This is a genomic window from Paraburkholderia sp. GAS448 (assembly GCF_050435685.1).
Lineage (GTDB): Bacteria > Pseudomonadota > Gammaproteobacteria > Burkholderiales > Burkholderiaceae > Paraburkholderia.
Genome location: NZ_JBNDKT010000009.1, coordinates 16,054 through 32,588, shown reverse-complemented (window position 1 = coordinate 32,588; position 16,535 = coordinate 16,054). Strand labels below are relative to the sequence as shown.

The 16,535-nt window shown below is 63.3% G+C and carries 13 protein-coding genes; 1 reads left to right on the top strand and 12 read right to left on the bottom strand.

Annotation, left to right across the window (positions count from 1 at the left end; genetic code table 11):
- Together argJ and secA are read right to left on the bottom strand one after the other, a co-directional pair.
- Positions 1-1,242 (bottom strand): bifunctional glutamate N-acetyltransferase/amino-acid acetyltransferase ArgJ, encoded by a 1,242-nt coding sequence (gene argJ, locus P3T23_RS18170; RefSeq protein WP_429317541.1) that lies wholly within the window; start codon positions 1,240-1,242, stop codon positions 1-3.
- Positions 1,243-1,401: 159 nt separating this feature from the next.
- Entirely contained in the window at positions 1,402-4,215 is a 2,814-nt protein-coding gene (secA, locus tag P3T23_RS18165; RefSeq protein WP_429317540.1) for a preprotein translocase subunit SecA, read from the bottom strand.
- A 267-nt stretch (positions 4,216-4,482) separates the two neighbouring features.
- On the opposite strand from secA, the gene P3T23_RS18160 reads away from it, so the two are divergent.
- Positions 4,483-4,980 carry a DciA family protein gene (locus P3T23_RS18160; protein WP_429317539.1) on the top strand — a complete coding sequence of 166 codons (498 nt, stop codon included), beginning with the start codon at positions 4,483-4,485 and terminating at the stop codon, positions 4,978-4,980.
- Positions 4,981-5,043: 63 nt separating this feature from the next.
- Here P3T23_RS18160 and lpxC read toward each other — a convergent pair whose 3' ends face one another.
- The 10 genes from lpxC to murD form a co-directional block, all read right to left on the bottom strand.
- On the bottom strand, positions 5,044-5,961 hold the full coding sequence (gene lpxC / locus P3T23_RS18155; protein WP_429317538.1) for a UDP-3-O-acyl-N-acetylglucosamine deacetylase: 918 nt from the start codon (positions 5,959-5,961) through the stop codon (positions 5,044-5,046).
- 259 nt (positions 5,962-6,220) lie between these two features.
- On the bottom strand, positions 6,221-6,730 hold the full coding sequence (locus tag P3T23_RS18150) for a peroxiredoxin (protein WP_429317537.1): 510 nt from the start codon (positions 6,728-6,730) through the stop codon (positions 6,221-6,223).
- 225 nt (positions 6,731-6,955) lie between these two features.
- On the bottom strand, positions 6,956-8,155 hold the full coding sequence (gene ftsZ / locus P3T23_RS18145) for a cell division protein FtsZ (protein ID WP_429317536.1): 1,200 nt from the start codon (positions 8,153-8,155) through the stop codon (positions 6,956-6,958).
- A gap of 110 nt (positions 8,156-8,265) precedes the next feature.
- Positions 8,266-9,498 carry a cell division protein FtsA gene (gene ftsA, locus P3T23_RS18140; RefSeq protein WP_133661054.1) on the bottom strand — a complete coding sequence of 411 codons (1,233 nt, stop codon included), beginning with the start codon at positions 9,496-9,498 and terminating at the stop codon, positions 8,266-8,268.
- A 27-nt stretch (positions 9,499-9,525) separates the two neighbouring features.
- A complete protein-coding gene (locus tag P3T23_RS18135) occupies positions 9,526-10,278 on the bottom strand; it encodes a cell division protein FtsQ/DivIB (RefSeq protein ID WP_429317535.1) in 753 nt (250 codons plus the stop codon).
- A gap of 9 nt (positions 10,279-10,287) precedes the next feature.
- Entirely contained in the window at positions 10,288-11,244 is a 957-nt protein-coding gene (locus P3T23_RS18130) for a D-alanine--D-alanine ligase (protein ID WP_429317534.1), read from the bottom strand.
- A gap of 1 nt (position 11,245) precedes the next feature.
- Positions 11,246-12,634, bottom strand: coding sequence for a UDP-N-acetylmuramate--L-alanine ligase (gene murC, locus P3T23_RS18125; RefSeq protein ID WP_429317533.1), 1,389 nt, complete (start codon positions 12,632-12,634; stop codon positions 11,246-11,248).
- Positions 12,631-13,734 carry an undecaprenyldiphospho-muramoylpentapeptide beta-N-acetylglucosaminyltransferase gene (gene murG, locus P3T23_RS18120; RefSeq protein ID WP_429317532.1) on the bottom strand — a complete coding sequence of 368 codons (1,104 nt, stop codon included), beginning with the start codon at positions 13,732-13,734 and terminating at the stop codon, positions 12,631-12,633. The genes murC and murG overlap by 4 nt, the downstream gene beginning before the upstream one ends.
- Positions 13,731-14,999, bottom strand: a complete 1,269-nt coding sequence (ftsW, locus tag P3T23_RS18115; protein ID WP_429317531.1) for a putative lipid II flippase FtsW — start codon at positions 14,997-14,999, stop codon at positions 13,731-13,733. Before ftsW ends, murG begins: the two co-directional genes overlap by 4 nt.
- On the bottom strand, positions 14,996-16,510 hold the full coding sequence (gene murD / locus P3T23_RS18110) for a UDP-N-acetylmuramoyl-L-alanine--D-glutamate ligase (protein ID WP_429317530.1): 1,515 nt from the start codon (positions 16,508-16,510) through the stop codon (positions 14,996-14,998). Before murD ends, ftsW begins: the two co-directional genes overlap by 4 nt.
- Positions 16,511-16,535: the final 25 nt, after the last annotated feature.

The window sequence follows — 16,535 nt, the reverse complement described above, 5'->3', positions numbered from 1 at the left end:
TCAGGAGCGGTAGTCGGCGTTGATGCTGACGTAGTCGTGAGAAAGATCACAGGTCCAGATCGTGGCCTGTGCGTCGCCTCGGCCCAGCACGACCCGAATCGCGATCTCGCTCTTCTTCATCACGCGCTGGCCGTCTTCCTCACGGTAGTCAGGGTTGCGACCACCGGCCTTCGCGACCAGCACGTCGTCGAGATACAGGTCGATCTTGTCGACATCGAGATCGTTCACGCCGGCATAACCGATTGCGGCGAGGATTCGGCCCAGGTTCGGATCCGAGGCGTAGAACGCGGTCTTCACCAGCGGCGAGTGTCCGATTGCGTAGGCGATCTGGCGGCATTCGGCCCCGTCCTTCCCACCCTGGACCTGCACCGTCATGAACTTCGTCGCGCCTTCGCCGTCGCGCACGATCAGTTGAGCGAGCGTCTGCGCGACTTCTGTGACGGCATCGCGCAACGCCGCGTAGGCTGGTGAATCGGTCGACGTCACGGCCGGCAGGCTCGACTTGCCCGATGCGATCAGGACAAACGAGTCGTTGGTCGATGTATCGCCGTCGATCGTGATGCAGTTAAACGAGCGGTCCGCTACATGCTTCACGAGCGCGTCGAGCACGGGTTGCGCGACGGCAGCGTCGAATGCGAGAAAGCCGAGCATGGTCGCCATATTCGGCCTGATCATGCCCGCGCCCTTGCTGATGCCGGTCAGTGTGACCGTGTGGCCGTCGATCGTCACCTGGCGCGACGTCGCCTTTGGCAGCGTGTCGGTCGTCATGATCGCCTGAGCAGCGTCGAACCAGTGCGCGGACTGGCGGTTCGCAAGCGCAGCGGGCAGGCCGGCCTTGAGACGGTCGACCGGCAGCGGCTCGAGAATCACGCCCGTCGAAAACGGCAGGATCTGTTCCGGCGCAACGTCCACCAGGCGTGCGAGTTCGACGCAGGTTTCGCGCGCGTGCGCGAGGCCCGGCTCACCGGTGCCAGCATTCGCGTTGCCGGTGTTCACCACCAGCGCGCGAATGCCCTTGCCGCCCGCGCGCACGCGGTCCAGATGCTCGCGGCACACCGTCACGGGCGCCGCGCAGAAGCGGTTCTGCGTGAACACGCCCGCGACTGTCGCACCGTCATCGACGGAAATGACGAGCACGTCCTTGCGGTTCGGCTTGCGGATATTCGCCTCCGCCCAGCCTAGCGTGACGCCAGCGATGGGATGCAGTTGAGCGGGATCGATCGAGGGGAAATTGACAGCCATGTTCGCGACCTGTCGGAGCTGAAAATGCCGGCTTGCAACCGGCATCGGGGATAAACATGAGCGGACCGGACAGGTGCCGGACCGCCGGGAATCGGCAAGAACCTGGAATCAGGCCGCGCAGAAACGACGCGGCGCGCTATTCGCGCGCCGCCTTCGATCTTACGCAATCTTGCCGTGGCACTGCTTGTACTTCTTGCCGCTACCGCATGGACAGGGGTCGTTGCGACCGACCTTCGGCACGCCGCCGTCGCCGAGCGACGGCGACACCGCATGCGAGCCGTGGCTCATCGCATCGCCGATCATCGCAGCAGCGGCATCGGCCGCGACCGGAACCGCGGCCGCTGCTTCAGCGGCTTCCGCGAACTCGGCGTGACGGAATTCGACGTTCTCCAGATGGCTGCCCTGCTCTTCATATTGCTCGGCCGCCTGCTCCAGCTGTTCCGGCGACTGGATCTGCACGTTCATCACCACCCGCGTGACTTCGAGCTTCACCGCGTCGAGCATTGCGGCGAAGAGTTCGAACGCCTCGCGCTTGTATTCCTGCTTCGGGTTCTTCTGAGCGTAACCGCGCAGATGGATGCCCTGACGCAGGTGATCGAGCGCCGCAAGGTGTTCGCGCCAGTTACGATCGAGCGTCTGCAGCATGATCGAGCGCTCAAACGCGCTGAACGACTCACGGCCGACCAGTTCGACCTTCGCTTCATAGGCCTCGTCCGCGGCCGCGAGCACGGCTTCAACGATTTCTTCGACATTGATCGATTGCGATTCATTGATCATTTCCTGAATCGCGAGGTCGAGCTGCCATTCGTTGCGCAGCACTTCTTCCAGTTCAGGCACATCCCACTGCTCTTCGATGCTGCCCGCCGGCACGAACTGATGGACGATGTCGGTGATCACGCCATGACGCATGGCGCCGATGGTTTCCGTGATGTCGTGCGCTTCGAGCAACTCATTGCGCTGCTGGTAGATGACCTTGCGCTGATCGTTCGACACATCGTCGTATTCGAGCAATTGCTTGCGAATATCGAAGTTGCGCGCTTCGACCTTGCGCTGCGCCGATTCAATCGAACGCGTGACGATCCCCGCTTCGATCGCCTCGCCTTCCGGCATCTTCAGACGATCCATGATCGAGCGCACGCGGTCGCCAGCAAAAATGCGCAGAAGCGGATCGTCAAGCGACAGATAAAAGCGCGACGAACCCGGATCGCCCTGGCGGCCCGCACGGCCGCGCAGCTGGTTGTCGATCCGGCGGGATTCGTGGCGCTCGGTGCCGATGATGTGCAGACCGCCGGCGGCTTTCACCTGATCGTGCAGCATCTGCCATTCATCATGCAGTTGCTGGATACGGCGGGCCTTTTCGTCCGTGTGAATCGATTCGTCGGCTTCGATGAATGTCGCCTGCTTCTCGACGTTGCCGCCGAGCACGATGTCGGTTCCGCGGCCGGCCATGTTGGTCGCGATCGTCACACGCTTCGGACGACCCGCTTCCGCAACAATGGCTGCTTCCCGCGCGTGCTGCTTGGCGTTCAGCACTTCGTGCGGCAGACCCGCCTTCTGCAGGAGACCGGAGAGCAGTTCGGAATTTTCGATCGACGTCGTGCCGACCAGCACCGGCTGGCCGCGCTCATGACAATCGCGAATATCGCGAATGACCGCGTCGTAACGTTCCTTCGCCGTCTTGTAGATCTGATCCTGTTTGTCGGTCCGCTTAGGCGGCCGGTTCGTCGGAATGACGACCGTTTCGAGCCCGTAGATCTCGTTGAATTCGAACGCTTCGGTATCGGCCGTGCCGGTCATGCCGGACAGCTTTGCGTACATGCGGAAGTAGTTCTGGAACGTGATCGAAGCGAGCGTCTGGTTTTCGCTCTGGATCTTGACGTGTTCCTTCGCCTCGACCGCCTGGTGCAAACCGTCCGACCAGCGACGACCCGACATCAGACGACCGGTAAATTCGTCGACGATCACCACTTCATTGTTCTGCACGACGTAGTGCTGATCCTTGAAGAAGAGCGTGTGTGCGCGCAACGCGGCGTACACGTGGTGCATCAGCGTGATGTTCTGCGGTGCGTAGAGGCTTTCACCTTCGCCAATCAGACCCCACTCGGAGAGCAGACGCTCGGCCTTCTCGTGGCCCGATTCGGTGAGGAACACCTGGCGCGCCTTTTCGTCGAGCGTGTAGTCGCCTGGTTTTTCGACGCCCGTGCCATCGGCCTTCTCTTCGCCGATCTGACGCTCGAGCAGCGGCGGCAATGCGTTCATGCGCACGTACAGTTCGGTGTGATCCTCCGCCTGGCCGGAAATGATCAGCGGAGTACGTGCTTCGTCGATCAGGATCGAGTCGACTTCGTCGACGACCGCGAAGTTCAGGGCCCGCTGCACGCGCGCGTCGGTCTCGTAGACCATGTTGTCGCGCAGGTAGTCGAAGCCGAATTCGTTGTTCGTGCCGTAGGTGATGTCCGCGGCGTACGCTTCCTGCTTCGCGGCGTGGTCCATCTGCGACAGGTTGATGCCGACCGTCAGACCGAGGAAGTTGTACAGCCGCCCCATCCACTCGGCATCACGCTGTGCGAGGTAGTCGTTCACCGTCACGACGTGGACGCCGCGCCCGGAGAGCGCGTTCAGGTAGGCCGCTAGCGTTGCGACGAGCGTCTTGCCCTCGCCGGTGCGCATTTCCGCGATCTTGCCGTAGTGGAGGACCATGCCGCCCACTAGCTGCACGTCGAAGTGACGCATATGCAGCACGCGCTTGCTCGCCTCTCGGCAGACCGCGAAGGCTTCCGGAAGCAGCTTGTCGAGAGATTCGCCGCTCGCCACGCGCTGACGGAACTCACCGGTCTTCGCGCGCAGTTGATCATCCGTCAACTGCTCGATCTGCGGCTCGAGCGCATTGATCGACGTGACGGTCTTTTGATATTGCTTGACGAGCCGCTGGTTGCGGCTGCCAAAAATCTTTTGTAGAAAACCGGTGGTCATCGGATCGGTGTCTGCGTCGCGGCTTCGGCCTGGTCACACGGTATGTGCATCCGGGAACGGAGGGGCCTCGGCGGCTTAGGTCCAAAAGTGAATTCGAATCTGGGATTTTAGCACGCACCCCCGGCTGCGCCTGTGTCAGTGGCGAGATCGCAAAGGGCCGCGCGACGCGCGATCCGGCTTACGTCGGCGCCGGCCTCGCGCGCACGTCACAGGGTACAATCCCGACATCGTCGCGCACGCGATGCGACGACACCGTCACCGGAAAATATGAGCCGCTTTTCGTCGTTTTCAAGGCCGCTTTCAAAGCAGAACAACGGGCGCCGTCCGCAGGCGGTCGCGGAGGTGCTCAATCGCACCGAAGCGTTTGCGGCGCTGCGCGCCGGGGTCGAGCAGATCGCCGCGCTGGAACGCGACCTTGCCCAATTGCTCCCCGATTATCTGGCGACGAGCGTCGAACCGGGTTTCATCAAGGACGGCGTGCTTGCGCTGTTCGCGGCGCACAACGCGCTGGCGGCACGCTTGCGGCATCTCGAACCACGACTGTTGTCCGACCTCCAGCAGCGCGGGTGGGCCGTCGATTCGTTGCGCATTCGTGTCCGCCCCCAAGCCATAAAAGAACCACCGCCGCCCAAGCAGGCCCGCATGACCGCACGCGGCGCCGAAGCGCTGCACGAACTCAGTCAGGCGCTCGAACCTTCGCCGTTGCAGGCCGCGCTGGCCAGAATGGCCGCCCGCCACCGCATCGGCAGCGGGACAAAAAAATAGCGGCCCATGTGGGCCGCTTATTTCCATTCTCTGCCAAGGCGTGGGATACGCCGCCTCGCACAATCACGCAAATGCGGTCTGCGTCTCGTAGCCGAAGCCGCGCGGCGCCGTCTGCGTGTCGTCGAAAGTGACGAGTTCGTACGAATCCTCGTGCGCCAGCAATTCGCGCAGCAGCGCATTGTTCAGCCCGTGGCCCGACTTGTACGCCGTGTACGACGCCAGCAACGGATGACCGACCACATACAGGTCGCCGATCGCGTCGAGCATCTTGTGCTTCACGAATTCGTCGTCATAACGCAGGCCGTCGTTGTTCAGAATGCGGTATTCGTCGAGCACGATGGCATTGTCCATGCTGCCGCCACGCGCCAGCCCGAGTTCGCGCATCATTTCCACTTCATGCGCGAAGCCGAACGTGCGTGCGCGTGCGATTTCCCGCACATACGACGTATTCGCGAAATCGACTTCGAGCGCCTGTCCGGTCTTGTCGACGGCCGGATGACGGAAATCGATCGTGAACTTCAGCTTGAAGCCGAAATACGGGTCGAGACGCGCGAACTTGTCGCCGTCGCGGATCTCAACCGGCTTTTTCACCTTGATGAATTTCTTCGGCGCGTTTTGCTGCTCGATGCCTGCCGACTGGATCAGGAACACGAACGACGCTGCGCTGCCGTCCATGATCGGGATTTCCTCCGCGGTGACATCGACATAAAGGTTGTCGATGCCGAGACCGGCACAGGCGGACATCAGGTGCTCAATCGTCGATACCCGCGCACCGTCCTTCTGCAGCACGGAAGCGAGACGCGTATCACCGATCGCCATCGCTTGCGCAGGGATCTCCACCGGCGTGGGCAGATCCACGCGCGTGAAGACGATGCCCGTATCAGGTGCGGCCGGGCGGAGCGTGAGCTCAACCTTGCGGCCGGAATGCAAGCCGATGCCGACCGTCTTGACGATCGATTTGATTGTGCGCTGCTTCAACATGATGGTCTTCTATTCGATTGAAAATCCCAATCGGGACTTTTTATTCCATAGCGCGAATTATACTCCATCCACTCGACATCGGGTTTTCACCGAACGTATCAATCTGTTTCTCATCATTACCTGGCGGGAAGCGTGACGGGCCGATGTCCGGAACGGAGGCGTTTCCGGTCATCGGCCCGCGTAACGGCCCGTCACAAAAGCGTCATTTCGCCGTTGTCCGCGTGCAACATGCGGTGCAACCCGCAGCGAAAAACGCCGCTTACGACTGGCTCAACGTGGCAAGAATGCTCGCGGCATCGCTGACTTCGAACTTGCCGGGTGCCTCGACGTTCAGCGTCTTGACCACGCCGTCGTCGACCACCATTGCATAGCGCTGGGAACGGATTCCCATGCCGCGCGCCGACAGGTCCTGCGCGAGACCAAGCGCCCTGGTAAAAGCTGCACTGCCGTCCGCCATCATGCGCACCTTGCCCGAGGTGTGCTGATCGCGCGCCCACGCACCCATCACGAAGGCGTCGTTGACGGACACACACCAGATCTCGTCAATGCCGGCCGCACGCAACGCGTCTGCCTGCTCAACGTAACCCGGTACATGTCTGGCTGAACAGGTCGGCGTGAATGCACCCGGCAATCCGAAGATCACCACGCGCTTACCCGCTGTCTGTTCGCGCACGTCGAAGCTGTTCGGCCCGATCGTGCAGCCCTCGCGCCCGTCTTCGATCAACTCAAAGACGATCGCATCGGGCAGCTTTTCACCCACCTTAATCATGGCCCTGATCCTTTGCATCGATGCGGTGCAAACCCGCACGTCATCGTGTCGCAGTGGAACCTTCTTGCGGCGACAGTCGCCCGATCCGCTTCGCGAATACGAAGAGGGCACCTGTCCTGGCGGCGTTTCTGCTGAAACGCAGCTTCGTTAGCTGTTCCACCCGCCACGCCTGTGCATCCGCCCGCAGGCACGCGCGAACGTGCCGCAGCGAAGGCCTGCCCGCGGTTAGTCCGCCTGCTTGCGCAGGAATGCCGGAATATCGTACGTGTCGACGCCCTTTTCCTGCAGCGCCTGCACGTGCGAAGCCGCCGTATCGCGCGACGTGCGCCACACGGCCGGCGTATCCAGCGAACCGTAATCCGCCACGCTCGTGTGATGCTGTTGCGGAGCATACGCGTGCTGATGCGCGCCGACCGGCTGGTTGTCGGTGCCGGTGCGCAAGAGCGTCATCGGTGCCGATTGCTGCTTCTTCGCCGCACGGCCCAGACCCGTTGCCACGACCGTCACGCGCAGCGCGTCGCCCATCGCATCGTCGTACACTGCACCGAAAATCACGGTCGCATCTTCCGCAGCATAGCTCTTGATCGTGTTCATCACTTCGCGCGTTTCCGACAGACGCAGCGAACGGCTCGACGTGATGTTCACGAGCACGCCACGCGCACCCGACAGATCCACCCCTTCCAGCAGCGGGCTCGCCACGGCCTGTTCCGCCGCGAGACGCGCGCGATCGACGCCGGCAACCGTCGCCGTGCCCATCATCGCCTTGCCCTGTTCGCCCATCACCGTCTTCACGTCTTCAAAGTCGACGTTCACCAGACCGTCCACATTGATGATTTCCGCGATACCAGCGACTGCGTTGTTCAGAACATCGTCTGCGCACTGGAAGCATTTATCCATCTCGGCGTCATCGCCCATCACCTCGAACAGCTTGTCGTTCAGAACGACGATCAGCGAGTCGACGTGATCCTCCAGTTGCTGCGAACCCGCTTCTGCCACGCGCATCCGCTTGCCGCCTTCGAATTCGAACGGCTTGCTGACGACGCCAACGGTCAGAATCCCCATTTCCTTGGCGATCTGCGCGACGACCGGTGCTGCGCCCGTACCGGTGCCGCCACCCATGCCCGCGGTGATGAACACCATATGCGCGCCGCGCAACGCGTCAGCGATGCGCTCGCGTGCTTCTTCTGCCGCCGAGCGGCCCATCTCCGGCTTGGCGCCAGCGCCAAGACCGGTATTGCCAAGCTGGATCACATGCGTGGCGCGCGAGCGCGACAGGGCTTGTGCGTCCGTGTTCATCACGATGAAGTCGACGCCTTGCACGCCGCGGTTGATCATGTGCTGTACGGCATTGCCGCCAGCGCCACCTACACCGACGACCTTGATAACCGTGCCGTTGGTTTCGGTTTCCAGCATCTGGAATTCCATGTTGCCTCCGTCAAGAAAAAAAGTATTGCCGTTCGGCCGTTATTCGGCAGGAGATCGGGCAACCCCCTGTCGCGCGCCAGCCGCCGGCACCAGCGCGTATTTCCGAAAACTTAAAAGTTGCCGAGGAACCAGTCCTTCATCCGCGACAGCACCTGTCCCATCGATCCCGACTGCACCGCGACCTTGCGGCCGCGCATGCGTTGCGCGCGGCCTTCGACGAGCAGGCCCATCGCCGTCGAGAAGCGCGGATTGCGCACCACGTCCGCAAGACCGCCCGCGTATTCCGGCACGCCGATACGCACCGGCTTCAGGAAAATGTCCTCGCCGAGTTCGACCATGCCCGGCATCATCGCCGCGCCGCCGGTCAGCACCACGCCGGAACTCAGCAGTTCTTCGTAACCCGACTCGCGCACGACCTGCTGCACGAGCGAGAACAGTTCTTCGACACGCGGCTCGACCACCGCCGCCAGCGCCTGACGCGACAGCGTGCGCGGGCCGCGCTCGCCGAGACCCGGCACTTCGATCATTTCGTCCGGGTCGGCAAGCGCCTGCTTCGCGATGCCGTAGCCCACCTTGATGTCTTCCGCATCCGGCGTCGGCGTACGCAGCGCCATCGCGATGTCGCTCGTGATCTGGTCTCCGGCGATCGGAATCACGGCCGTATGACGGATCGCGCCTTCGCTGAAAATCGCGATATCCGTCGTGCCGCCGCCGACGTCCACCAGCACCACGCCCAGCTCTTTCTCGTCTTCCGTCAGGACCGCCAGCGACGACGCCAGCGGTTGCAAAATCAGATCGTTCACTTCAAGACCGCAGCGGCGCACGCACTTGACGATGTTCTGCGCGGCGCTCACTGCGCCCGTCACGATGTGCACCTTCACTTCGAGCCGGATGCCGCTCATGCCGATCGGCTCGCGCACGTCTTCCTGGCCGTCGATGATGAATTCCTGCGTCAGGATGTGCAGCACCTGCTGATCGGTCGGGATGTTGATCGCCTTCGCCGTCTCGATCACGCGCGCGACGTCCGTCTGCGTCACTTCCTTTTCCTTGATCGCCACCATGCCGCTCGAATTGAAGCTGCGGATATGGCTGCCAGCGATCCCGGTAAATACGTTTGTGATCTTGCAGTCCGCCATCAGTTCAGCTTCTTCGAGCGCCCGCTGAATGGACTGCACCGTGGCCTCGATGTTCACCACGACGCCTTTCTTGAGCCCCTTCGATTCGCTCTGGCCGAGGCCGATCACTTCGTAGTGACCTTCGCCCTTCAGCTCCGCGACGATGGCCACGACCTTCGACGTCCCGATGTCGAGGGAGACCAGCAGATCTTTATAGTCTTTACTCATAGCGTGCTCATTGCGTGTGATGTTCTCTTACTTCTTGCCCTTGTCGGGTTCGCTGATGAAGCGCATGCCTGCTGCACGAATCGCGAAACCGTTCGGATAGCGCAAGTCCGCATACTCGATATCCTTCCCCCAACGTTGCGTCACCGCCGCCCACGCAGCGGTCAACCGGCGCGAACGATCAAGAAGCGTGTCCTGGTTGCGCTCGCGGCCGAATTCCACCTCCGTTCCGTTCGACAGCTTCACCGTCCATGCGTAACGCGGCGACAGCGTCACTTCTTCCGGCGTCGCGCCAAGCGGTGCAAACCACTTCCTGAAGTCCTGATAGCGCGCGACGACTTCCTTCGCCGTGCCGTCCGGACCGTCGAAGGCCGGCAGCTCCTGCTCGAGCTCGCCCTGGTTCGCGGTGAACAGCTCGCCGTCCACGCTGACCAGCTGATCGCTGCCCCACGTCCCGAGCGGTTTGTACTCTTCCAGCGTGACAGCCAGTACGTTCGGCCAGACGCGCCGCACGCTCGCGTGACGCACCCATGGCATCTGCTCGAACGCCTGGCGAGCGGCATCCAGATCGACGGTGAAGTAGTTGCCCTTCAACCGGCCGACCACACCGGCTCGCACCGTCGGCGAATTGATGTGCTCGGTGTCGCCGTCGATGCGGATCTCGCGCAGCGCGAAACTCGGGCGCTGGATCAACCAGTAAGCGCCTGCCGCCAGCAGCACGAGCACCAGCAACGCATGCAGCGCGTTGGCGGCGAAATTGAGCTGGCGAACGTTGTTCCACATATCTGACGGTCAGTCCTTCAGGGTCAGCGACAGCACTTTCACCACCAGTTCCTGGTAGCTGATGCCGACCGCGCGCGCCGCTTTCGGCGGCAGCGAGTGATCGGTCATACCAGGCGCGGTGTTCACCTCGAGAAAATACGGGTTGCCGTCCGCATCGAGCATGAAATCGGCACGACCCCAGTCGGTGCAGCCGAGCACGTCGAAGGCACGGCGCGCAAGCGTCTTCATGCGCGCTTCTTCGGCCGGCGCAAGGCCGCACGGAATCAGGTATTGCGTGTCGTCGGCGATGTACTTCGCGTGATAGTCGTAGAACTCGCCCGCCGGCACGATCCTGATCACCGGCAGATCGAGATCGCCGGCGATACACGCGGTGTATTCGCCGCCACCTTCGATGCTCTTTTCCACGACAACGATGCGATCGAACTTCGCGGCTTCTTCGAGTGCCGCCGGCAATGCGTCGGCGCTTTTCACCTTGATTACCGCGACGCTCGACCCTTCGCTTGCCGGCTTCACGAAGAGCGGCAGGCCGAGCTTCGTGATGATGTCGGTGGCGCGTGCAGCGTAGTCGTCGCCGCGCAGCACGGTCTCGAACGGCGGGGTCGGCACACCCAGCTGCTGCCACACGAGCTTCGTGCGGAACTTGTCGAGCCCGAGCGCCGAGCCCAGCACGCCGCTGCCCGTGTAACGGATGCCGTAGAAATCGAGTGCGCCCTGAATCTGGCCGTTCTCGCCGTAGCCGCCGTGCAACGCGTTGAACGCACGCACGAACCCTTCTTCCTTCAATGCGGCAAGCGGACGCTCTGCCGGATCGAACGGATGCGCGTCGACGCCGGCATCGCGCAGGCCTTGCAGCACGAGGCGACCGGAATTGAGCGACACTTCGCGTTCGGCGGAATGACCGCCGAGCAGCACTGCCACCTTGCCAAACTGTTCTGCGAGTTGTTTCGCATCCACATTACTGCTCATCTCACACCTTCTCCTGAGCGATACGACCCGGCACGCCGCCGATCGAACCCGCACCCATCGTGATCACCACATCGCCACTACGCACGACAGCCGCGAGCGCGTCCGGCATTTCATCCACCGTTTCGACAAAGACCGGCTCGACCTTGCCTGCCACACGGATCGCGCGCGCGAGCGCCCGGCCGTCGGCGGCGACAATCGGCGTTTCGCCGGCTGCATAGACTTCGGTCAAGACGAGCGCGTCGACCGTAGACAGCACCTTCACGAAATCTTCGAAGCAGTCACGCGTGCGCGTGAAGCGGTGCGGCTGGAATGCCAGCACGAGACGCCGGTCGGGAAACGCACCACGCGCCGCCGCGACCGTCGCGGCCATTTCGACCGGGTGATGACCATAGTCGTCGACCAGCGTGTAAGTGCCGCCGTCCGCTGTCGGCACTTCGCCGTAGCGCTGGAAGCGCCGGCCGACACCGTTGAAATCCGCGAGTGCTCGCTGGATATCGGCATCTTTCACCTCAAGTTCAGTCGCAATTGCAATTGCGGCCAAAGCATTCTGGACATTGTGCGTGCCCGGCAGGTTCAAAACGATGTCGACAGGCGCCGCGTCTTCGCGCATCGCCGTGAAATGCATGCGGCCATCTTTGGCGACGACGTTCACTGCGCGCACCTGCGCATCGGCCGCAAAGCCGTAGCGGATGATCGGCTTCGACACGAACGGCAGGATCTCCTTCACGTTCGGATCGTCGACGCACAGCACGGCGATGCCGTAGAACGGCAGACGGTGCGTGAACTCGATGAACGCCTGCTTGAGCCGCGCGAAATCGTGGCCGTAGGTGTCCATGTGGTCGGCGTCGATGTTCGTGATGACTTCGATCACCGGGAACAGGTTCAGGAACGATGCGTCGGATTCGTCGGCTTCGGCGACGATGAAGTCGCCCGTGCCAAGCCGCGCATTCGCGCCCGCGCTGATCAGCCGGCCGCCAATCACGAAGGTCGGATCGAGACCGCCCGCGGCAAGCACGCTCGCGACGAGCGACGTGGTCGTCGTCTTGCCGTGCGTGCCGGCAATCGCGATGCCCTGCTTGAGCCGCATCAGCTCCGCAAGCATGACCGCGCGCGGCACGATCGGAATGCGCCGGTGACGCGCGGCCAGCACTTCCGGGTTGTCGCTACGCACGGCCGTCGAAACGACGACCGCATTCGCGCCTTCGATGTTTTCGGCGTCATGGCCGATCGCAATGCGCGCGCCGAGCGCGGCGAGACGATCGGTCACCCCGTTGCGCGACAGGTCGGAGCCGCTTACCTGATAACCCAGGTTCACGAGTACCTCGGCGATGCCGCTCATCCCGGCGCCGCCGATACCGACAAAGTGAATGTGTTTGACGATGTGTTTCATTGCTTTCCTTCTGGGCTCGCGCCCGCCACGGTCGCGCATATCTGCGCGACCTGTTCGGTGGCATCAGGTTTCGCGAGCGAGCGCGAACGCTCCGCCATCTCCGCGAGGCTCTCCCGCGTCTGGCTGCGCAACCAGGCGGCGAGACCTTCCGCCGTTAGATCGCGTTGCTGCACGAGCAGCGCCGCGCCGTGGTCGGCGAGAAACGCTGCATTGGTTGTCTGGTGATCGTCTACTGCATACGGGAACGGCACGAAAAACGCTGCCACGCCCACCGCCGCAATTTCAGCGACCGTCATCGCGCCGGAACGGCAGATCACGAGATCGGCTTTCGCGTACGCCGCCGCCATGTCGTCGATGAACGGCACGAGTTGCAGGTTGTCGTCCGTCTTGAGGCCGGCTTCCGCGTAGTTCGCCCGCAATGCGTCGATATGCTTGGCACCCGCCTGATGCACGATGACCGGCCGCTGCGCCGGTGACATGAGTGCCAGCGCGCGCGGCACGACTTCGTTCAACGCGGTGGCCCCCAGACTGCCGCCGACAACCAGCACATTCAACGGCCCACTTCGTTGCGCGTAGCGTGCTTTGGGTGCCAATGTCAGCGCAAGTTCCTCACGAATCGGATTGCCGGTCCATTCGGCATGCGGCAAGGCATCCGGGAACGCGACGAGCACCCGCTTCGCGACTTTCGCGAGCACCTTGTTGGCGAGACCGGCGATTGAATTCTGTTCATGGAGCACGAGCGGACGGCCGCTCAGCGCCGTCATCAATCCTGCGGGGAACGTGATGTAGCCGCCCATGCCGAGCACGACGTCGGGTTTCACGCGGCGCAGCACCGAGAGGCTCTGCGCACACGCGCGCAGCAGGTTGACCGGCAGCATCAGCTTCGTCTTCAGCCCCTTGCCGCGCAGGCCGCCAAACCGCACGTACTCCATCGGAATGCCGTGCTTCGCGACGAGCGTCGCTTCCATTCCAGCGGGATTGCCGAGCCACACGACACGCCAGCCCAACGCCTGCATCCGGTGCGCGACCGCGAGCCCCGGGAACACGTGTCCCCCGGTGCCACCGGCCATCACCATCAACGTGCGCGAGGCTGCGGTCATACCTTGCCTCCGCGCATCAGCACACGGTTTTCATAGTCGACGCGCATCAGCACCGCCAGCGCGACGCAGTTCAGCAAGATGCCCGACCCGCCGTAGCTGACGAGCGGTAGCGTCAAACCCTTGGTCGGCAGCAGGCCGAGGTTCACGCCCATGTTGATGAAGGTCTGCGCGCCGAACCAGATGCCGACGCCCTTCGCGACCAGCCCCGCGAACGTGCGGTCGAGCGCCAGCGCCTGACGGCCGATCTCGAACGAGCGGCGCACGATCCAGTAGAACAGCAGGATCACGACCAGCACGCCGACAAAGCCGAGTTCTTCGCCGATCACCGCGAGGATGAAGTCGGTATGCGCTTCCGGCAGATAGTTGAGCTTTTCGACGCTGCCGCCGAGGCCCACGCCAAACCACTCGCCGCGCCCGAAAGCGATCAGCGAGTGCGTCAGTTGATACGCCTTGCCCTGCGCGTAACGGTCGTCCCACGGATCGAGGTAAGCGAAGATCCGCTCACGACGCCACGGCGACGCCCACACCAGCAAGGTGAACGTGCCCACGGCCGTCGCCACCAGGCCGCCGAACAGCTTGCCGTTCACGCCGCCGAGAAACAGCACGCCCATCGCGATCGCGGCGATCACCATGAACGCGCCCATGTCCGGTTCGAGGAGCAGCAGCGCGCCGACCACGCCGACCGCGAACGCCATCGGCAGGAAGCCCTTCGCGAAGCTGTGCATGTATTCCTGTTTGCGCACCGTGTAGTTCGCCGCGTAGATCGTCACCGCGAGCTTCATGATTTCCGACGGCTGCATGTTCGTAATGCCGAGCGGAATCCAGCGACGCGCACCGTTCACGCCCTTGCCGATATGCGGAATCAGCACGATCACGAGCGCGACGAGCGCAATCAGGAAGAACTTCGGCGCGTATTTGTCCCACACCGAGATCGGAATCCGGAACGTGACGACCGCCGCCACCATCGCCACGGCGAGCGACGCCAGATGGCGCACGAGGAAGGCGTAGTCGCGGTACGACGCATACTTCGGCGAATCCGGCATCGCGATCGACGCCGAATACACCATCACCACGCCGAGGCCGAGCAGCGCGATCGCCACCCATAGCAGCGAGTGGTCGTAATCGAGCATCCTGGAGCGCAGCGGACGCACACCATTGACGGCGCTCGCGAGACCGCTCGCCGTCGAGCGGCCGGCCATCGCTTCTCCGCCAGCGGAACCGCGCTGTTTTGCGAGTCGTGAGCCGAAGCGTTCGGACCAGCTCATATCATCGTCCCCCGTTCAGCCGCGATGTCCTCGACGGTGCTGCGGAACACCGCTGCGCGATGTGCGTAACCCTTGAACATGTCGAAGCTCGCGCAGGCCGGCGACAGCAGCACCGCGTCGCCCGGCTGGGCGAGCGCGCCCGCCGCGCGTGTGGCGTCTTCGAGCGTGGCGTGATCGGTCAGCGTGATGCCGGTGTCGGCCAGCGCGGCGCGGATCTGCGGTGCGTCGCGGCCAATCAGCATGACTGCGCGACACCAGCGGGCCACCGGTGCTGCGAGCGGCTCGAAATCCTGGCCCTTGCCGTCACCGCCGGCGATCAGCACCGCACGCTGCGCGAGGCCGTCGAGTGCAGCGACCGTTGCGCCGACGTTCGTACCCTTGCTGTCGTCCACATAGTCGACGCCTTCGATCGATGCAATCAGTTCCACACGGTGCGGCTCGCCGCGATACTCGCGCAGGCCGTGCAGCAGCGGCGCGCCGGGCAGGCCGATCGCGCGGGCCAGCGCAAAGGCTGCGAGCGAGTTTGCCGCATTGTGCAGGCCACGGATGCGCAGCGCGTCGGCGGGCATCAGGCGCTTGAGGCCGATGTTCGGCGCAGCGGTAACTTCGTGCTTGCGACGGCGTACCGGTTGCGGTTCGTCGGCAGCGTCGCGGTCATGTGCTTCGACGAGCCAGACCATGCCGTTATCGCGCAGCAGACCGTAGTCGCCATCGCGGGTCGGTTCGTTCAGGCCGAACGTGACCATTGACGCAGAACCTGCGGCCGTCGGCGCGAGCGCCATCACGCGCGCGTCGTCGCGGTTCAGCACGCGCACGGTCTGCGGCCCGAAAATCTTGCCCTTCGCCGCCGCGTAAGCATCGAGGCCGCCGTGCCAGTCGAGATGGTCCTGCGTGATGTTGAGCACCACTGCGGCATCCGGCGCGAACGTGTGCGCCGTCTCCAGCTGGAAGCTCGACAGTTCGAGCACCCAGACGTCGGGAAGCGCCGTGTTGTCGATTGCTTCGGTCAGCTTGTCGAGCGCGGCCGGGCTGATGTTCCCCGCCACCGCGACCTTCCTGCCGGCGCGTTCGCACAGCAATCCCGTGAGACTCGTCGTCGTGGTCTTGCCGTTCGTGCCGGTGATCGCAATCACCTTCGGCGCGTAGCCGCTTTCACCGAGCGTCTTCAGCGCCTGCGCGAAAAATTCGAGTTCGCCCCACACGGGGATATCGCGCTCACGTGCCTCGGTAATCAGCGGCAGGAGGTCGGCCGCGAGCGGCGAGAGCCCTGGGCTGATCGCAACCAGTTCCACCCCTTCCAGCAGCACGGACGAAAACGGGCCGCCGACAAAGTCGGCATCGATGCCGTGCGCTTCGAGCCCGGACAGGTTCGGCGGCACTTCGCGCGTATCGGCAACGCGCAGCCGACACCCGTGCCGCGCGCACCAGCGCGCCATCGCGAGACCCGATTCACCGAGTCCCAGCACGAGCACCATCGGCTTTTGCCGATCCCGAAACTTCTCGCCAAACATCGCTTCCTTTCCCTTTCGTTCCTTC

Excerpts from the sequence above, each read along its gene's own strand:
- argJ (WP_429317541.1), bottom strand. The coding sequence starts at position 1,242 with ATGGCTGTCAATTTCCCCTCGATCGATCCCGCTCAACTGCATCCCATC.
- secA (WP_429317540.1), bottom strand. The coding sequence starts at position 4,215 with ATGACCACCGGTTTTCTACAAAAGATTTTTGGCAGCCGCAACCAGCGG.
- P3T23_RS18160 (WP_429317539.1), top strand. The coding sequence starts at position 4,483 with ATGAGCCGCTTTTCGTCGTTTTCAAGGCCGCTTTCAAAGCAGAACAAC.
- lpxC (WP_429317538.1), bottom strand. The coding sequence starts at position 5,961 with ATGTTGAAGCAGCGCACAATCAAATCGATCGTCAAGACGGTCGGCATC.
- P3T23_RS18150 (WP_429317537.1), bottom strand. The coding sequence starts at position 6,730 with ATGATTAAGGTGGGTGAAAAGCTGCCCGATGCGATCGTCTTTGAGTTG.
- ftsZ (WP_429317536.1), bottom strand. The coding sequence starts at position 8,155 with ATGGAATTCCAGATGCTGGAAACCGAAACCAACGGCACGGTTATCAAG.
- ftsA (WP_133661054.1), bottom strand. The coding sequence starts at position 9,498 with ATGAGTAAAGACTATAAAGATCTGCTGGTCTCCCTCGACATCGGGACG.
- P3T23_RS18135 (WP_429317535.1), bottom strand. The coding sequence starts at position 10,278 with ATGTGGAACAACGTTCGCCAGCTCAATTTCGCCGCCAACGCGCTGCAT.
- P3T23_RS18130 (WP_429317534.1), bottom strand. The coding sequence starts at position 11,244 with ATGAGCAGTAATGTGGATGCGAAACAACTCGCAGAACAGTTTGGCAAG.
- murC (WP_429317533.1), bottom strand. The coding sequence starts at position 12,634 with ATGAAACACATCGTCAAACACATTCACTTTGTCGGTATCGGCGGCGCC.
- murG (WP_429317532.1), bottom strand. The coding sequence starts at position 13,734 with ATGACCGCAGCCTCGCGCACGTTGATGGTGATGGCCGGTGGCACCGGG.
- ftsW (WP_429317531.1), bottom strand. The coding sequence starts at position 14,999 with ATGAGCTGGTCCGAACGCTTCGGCTCACGACTCGCAAAACAGCGCGGT.
- murD (WP_429317530.1), bottom strand. The coding sequence starts at position 16,510 with ATGTTTGGCGAGAAGTTTCGGGATCGGCAAAAGCCGATGGTGCTCGTG.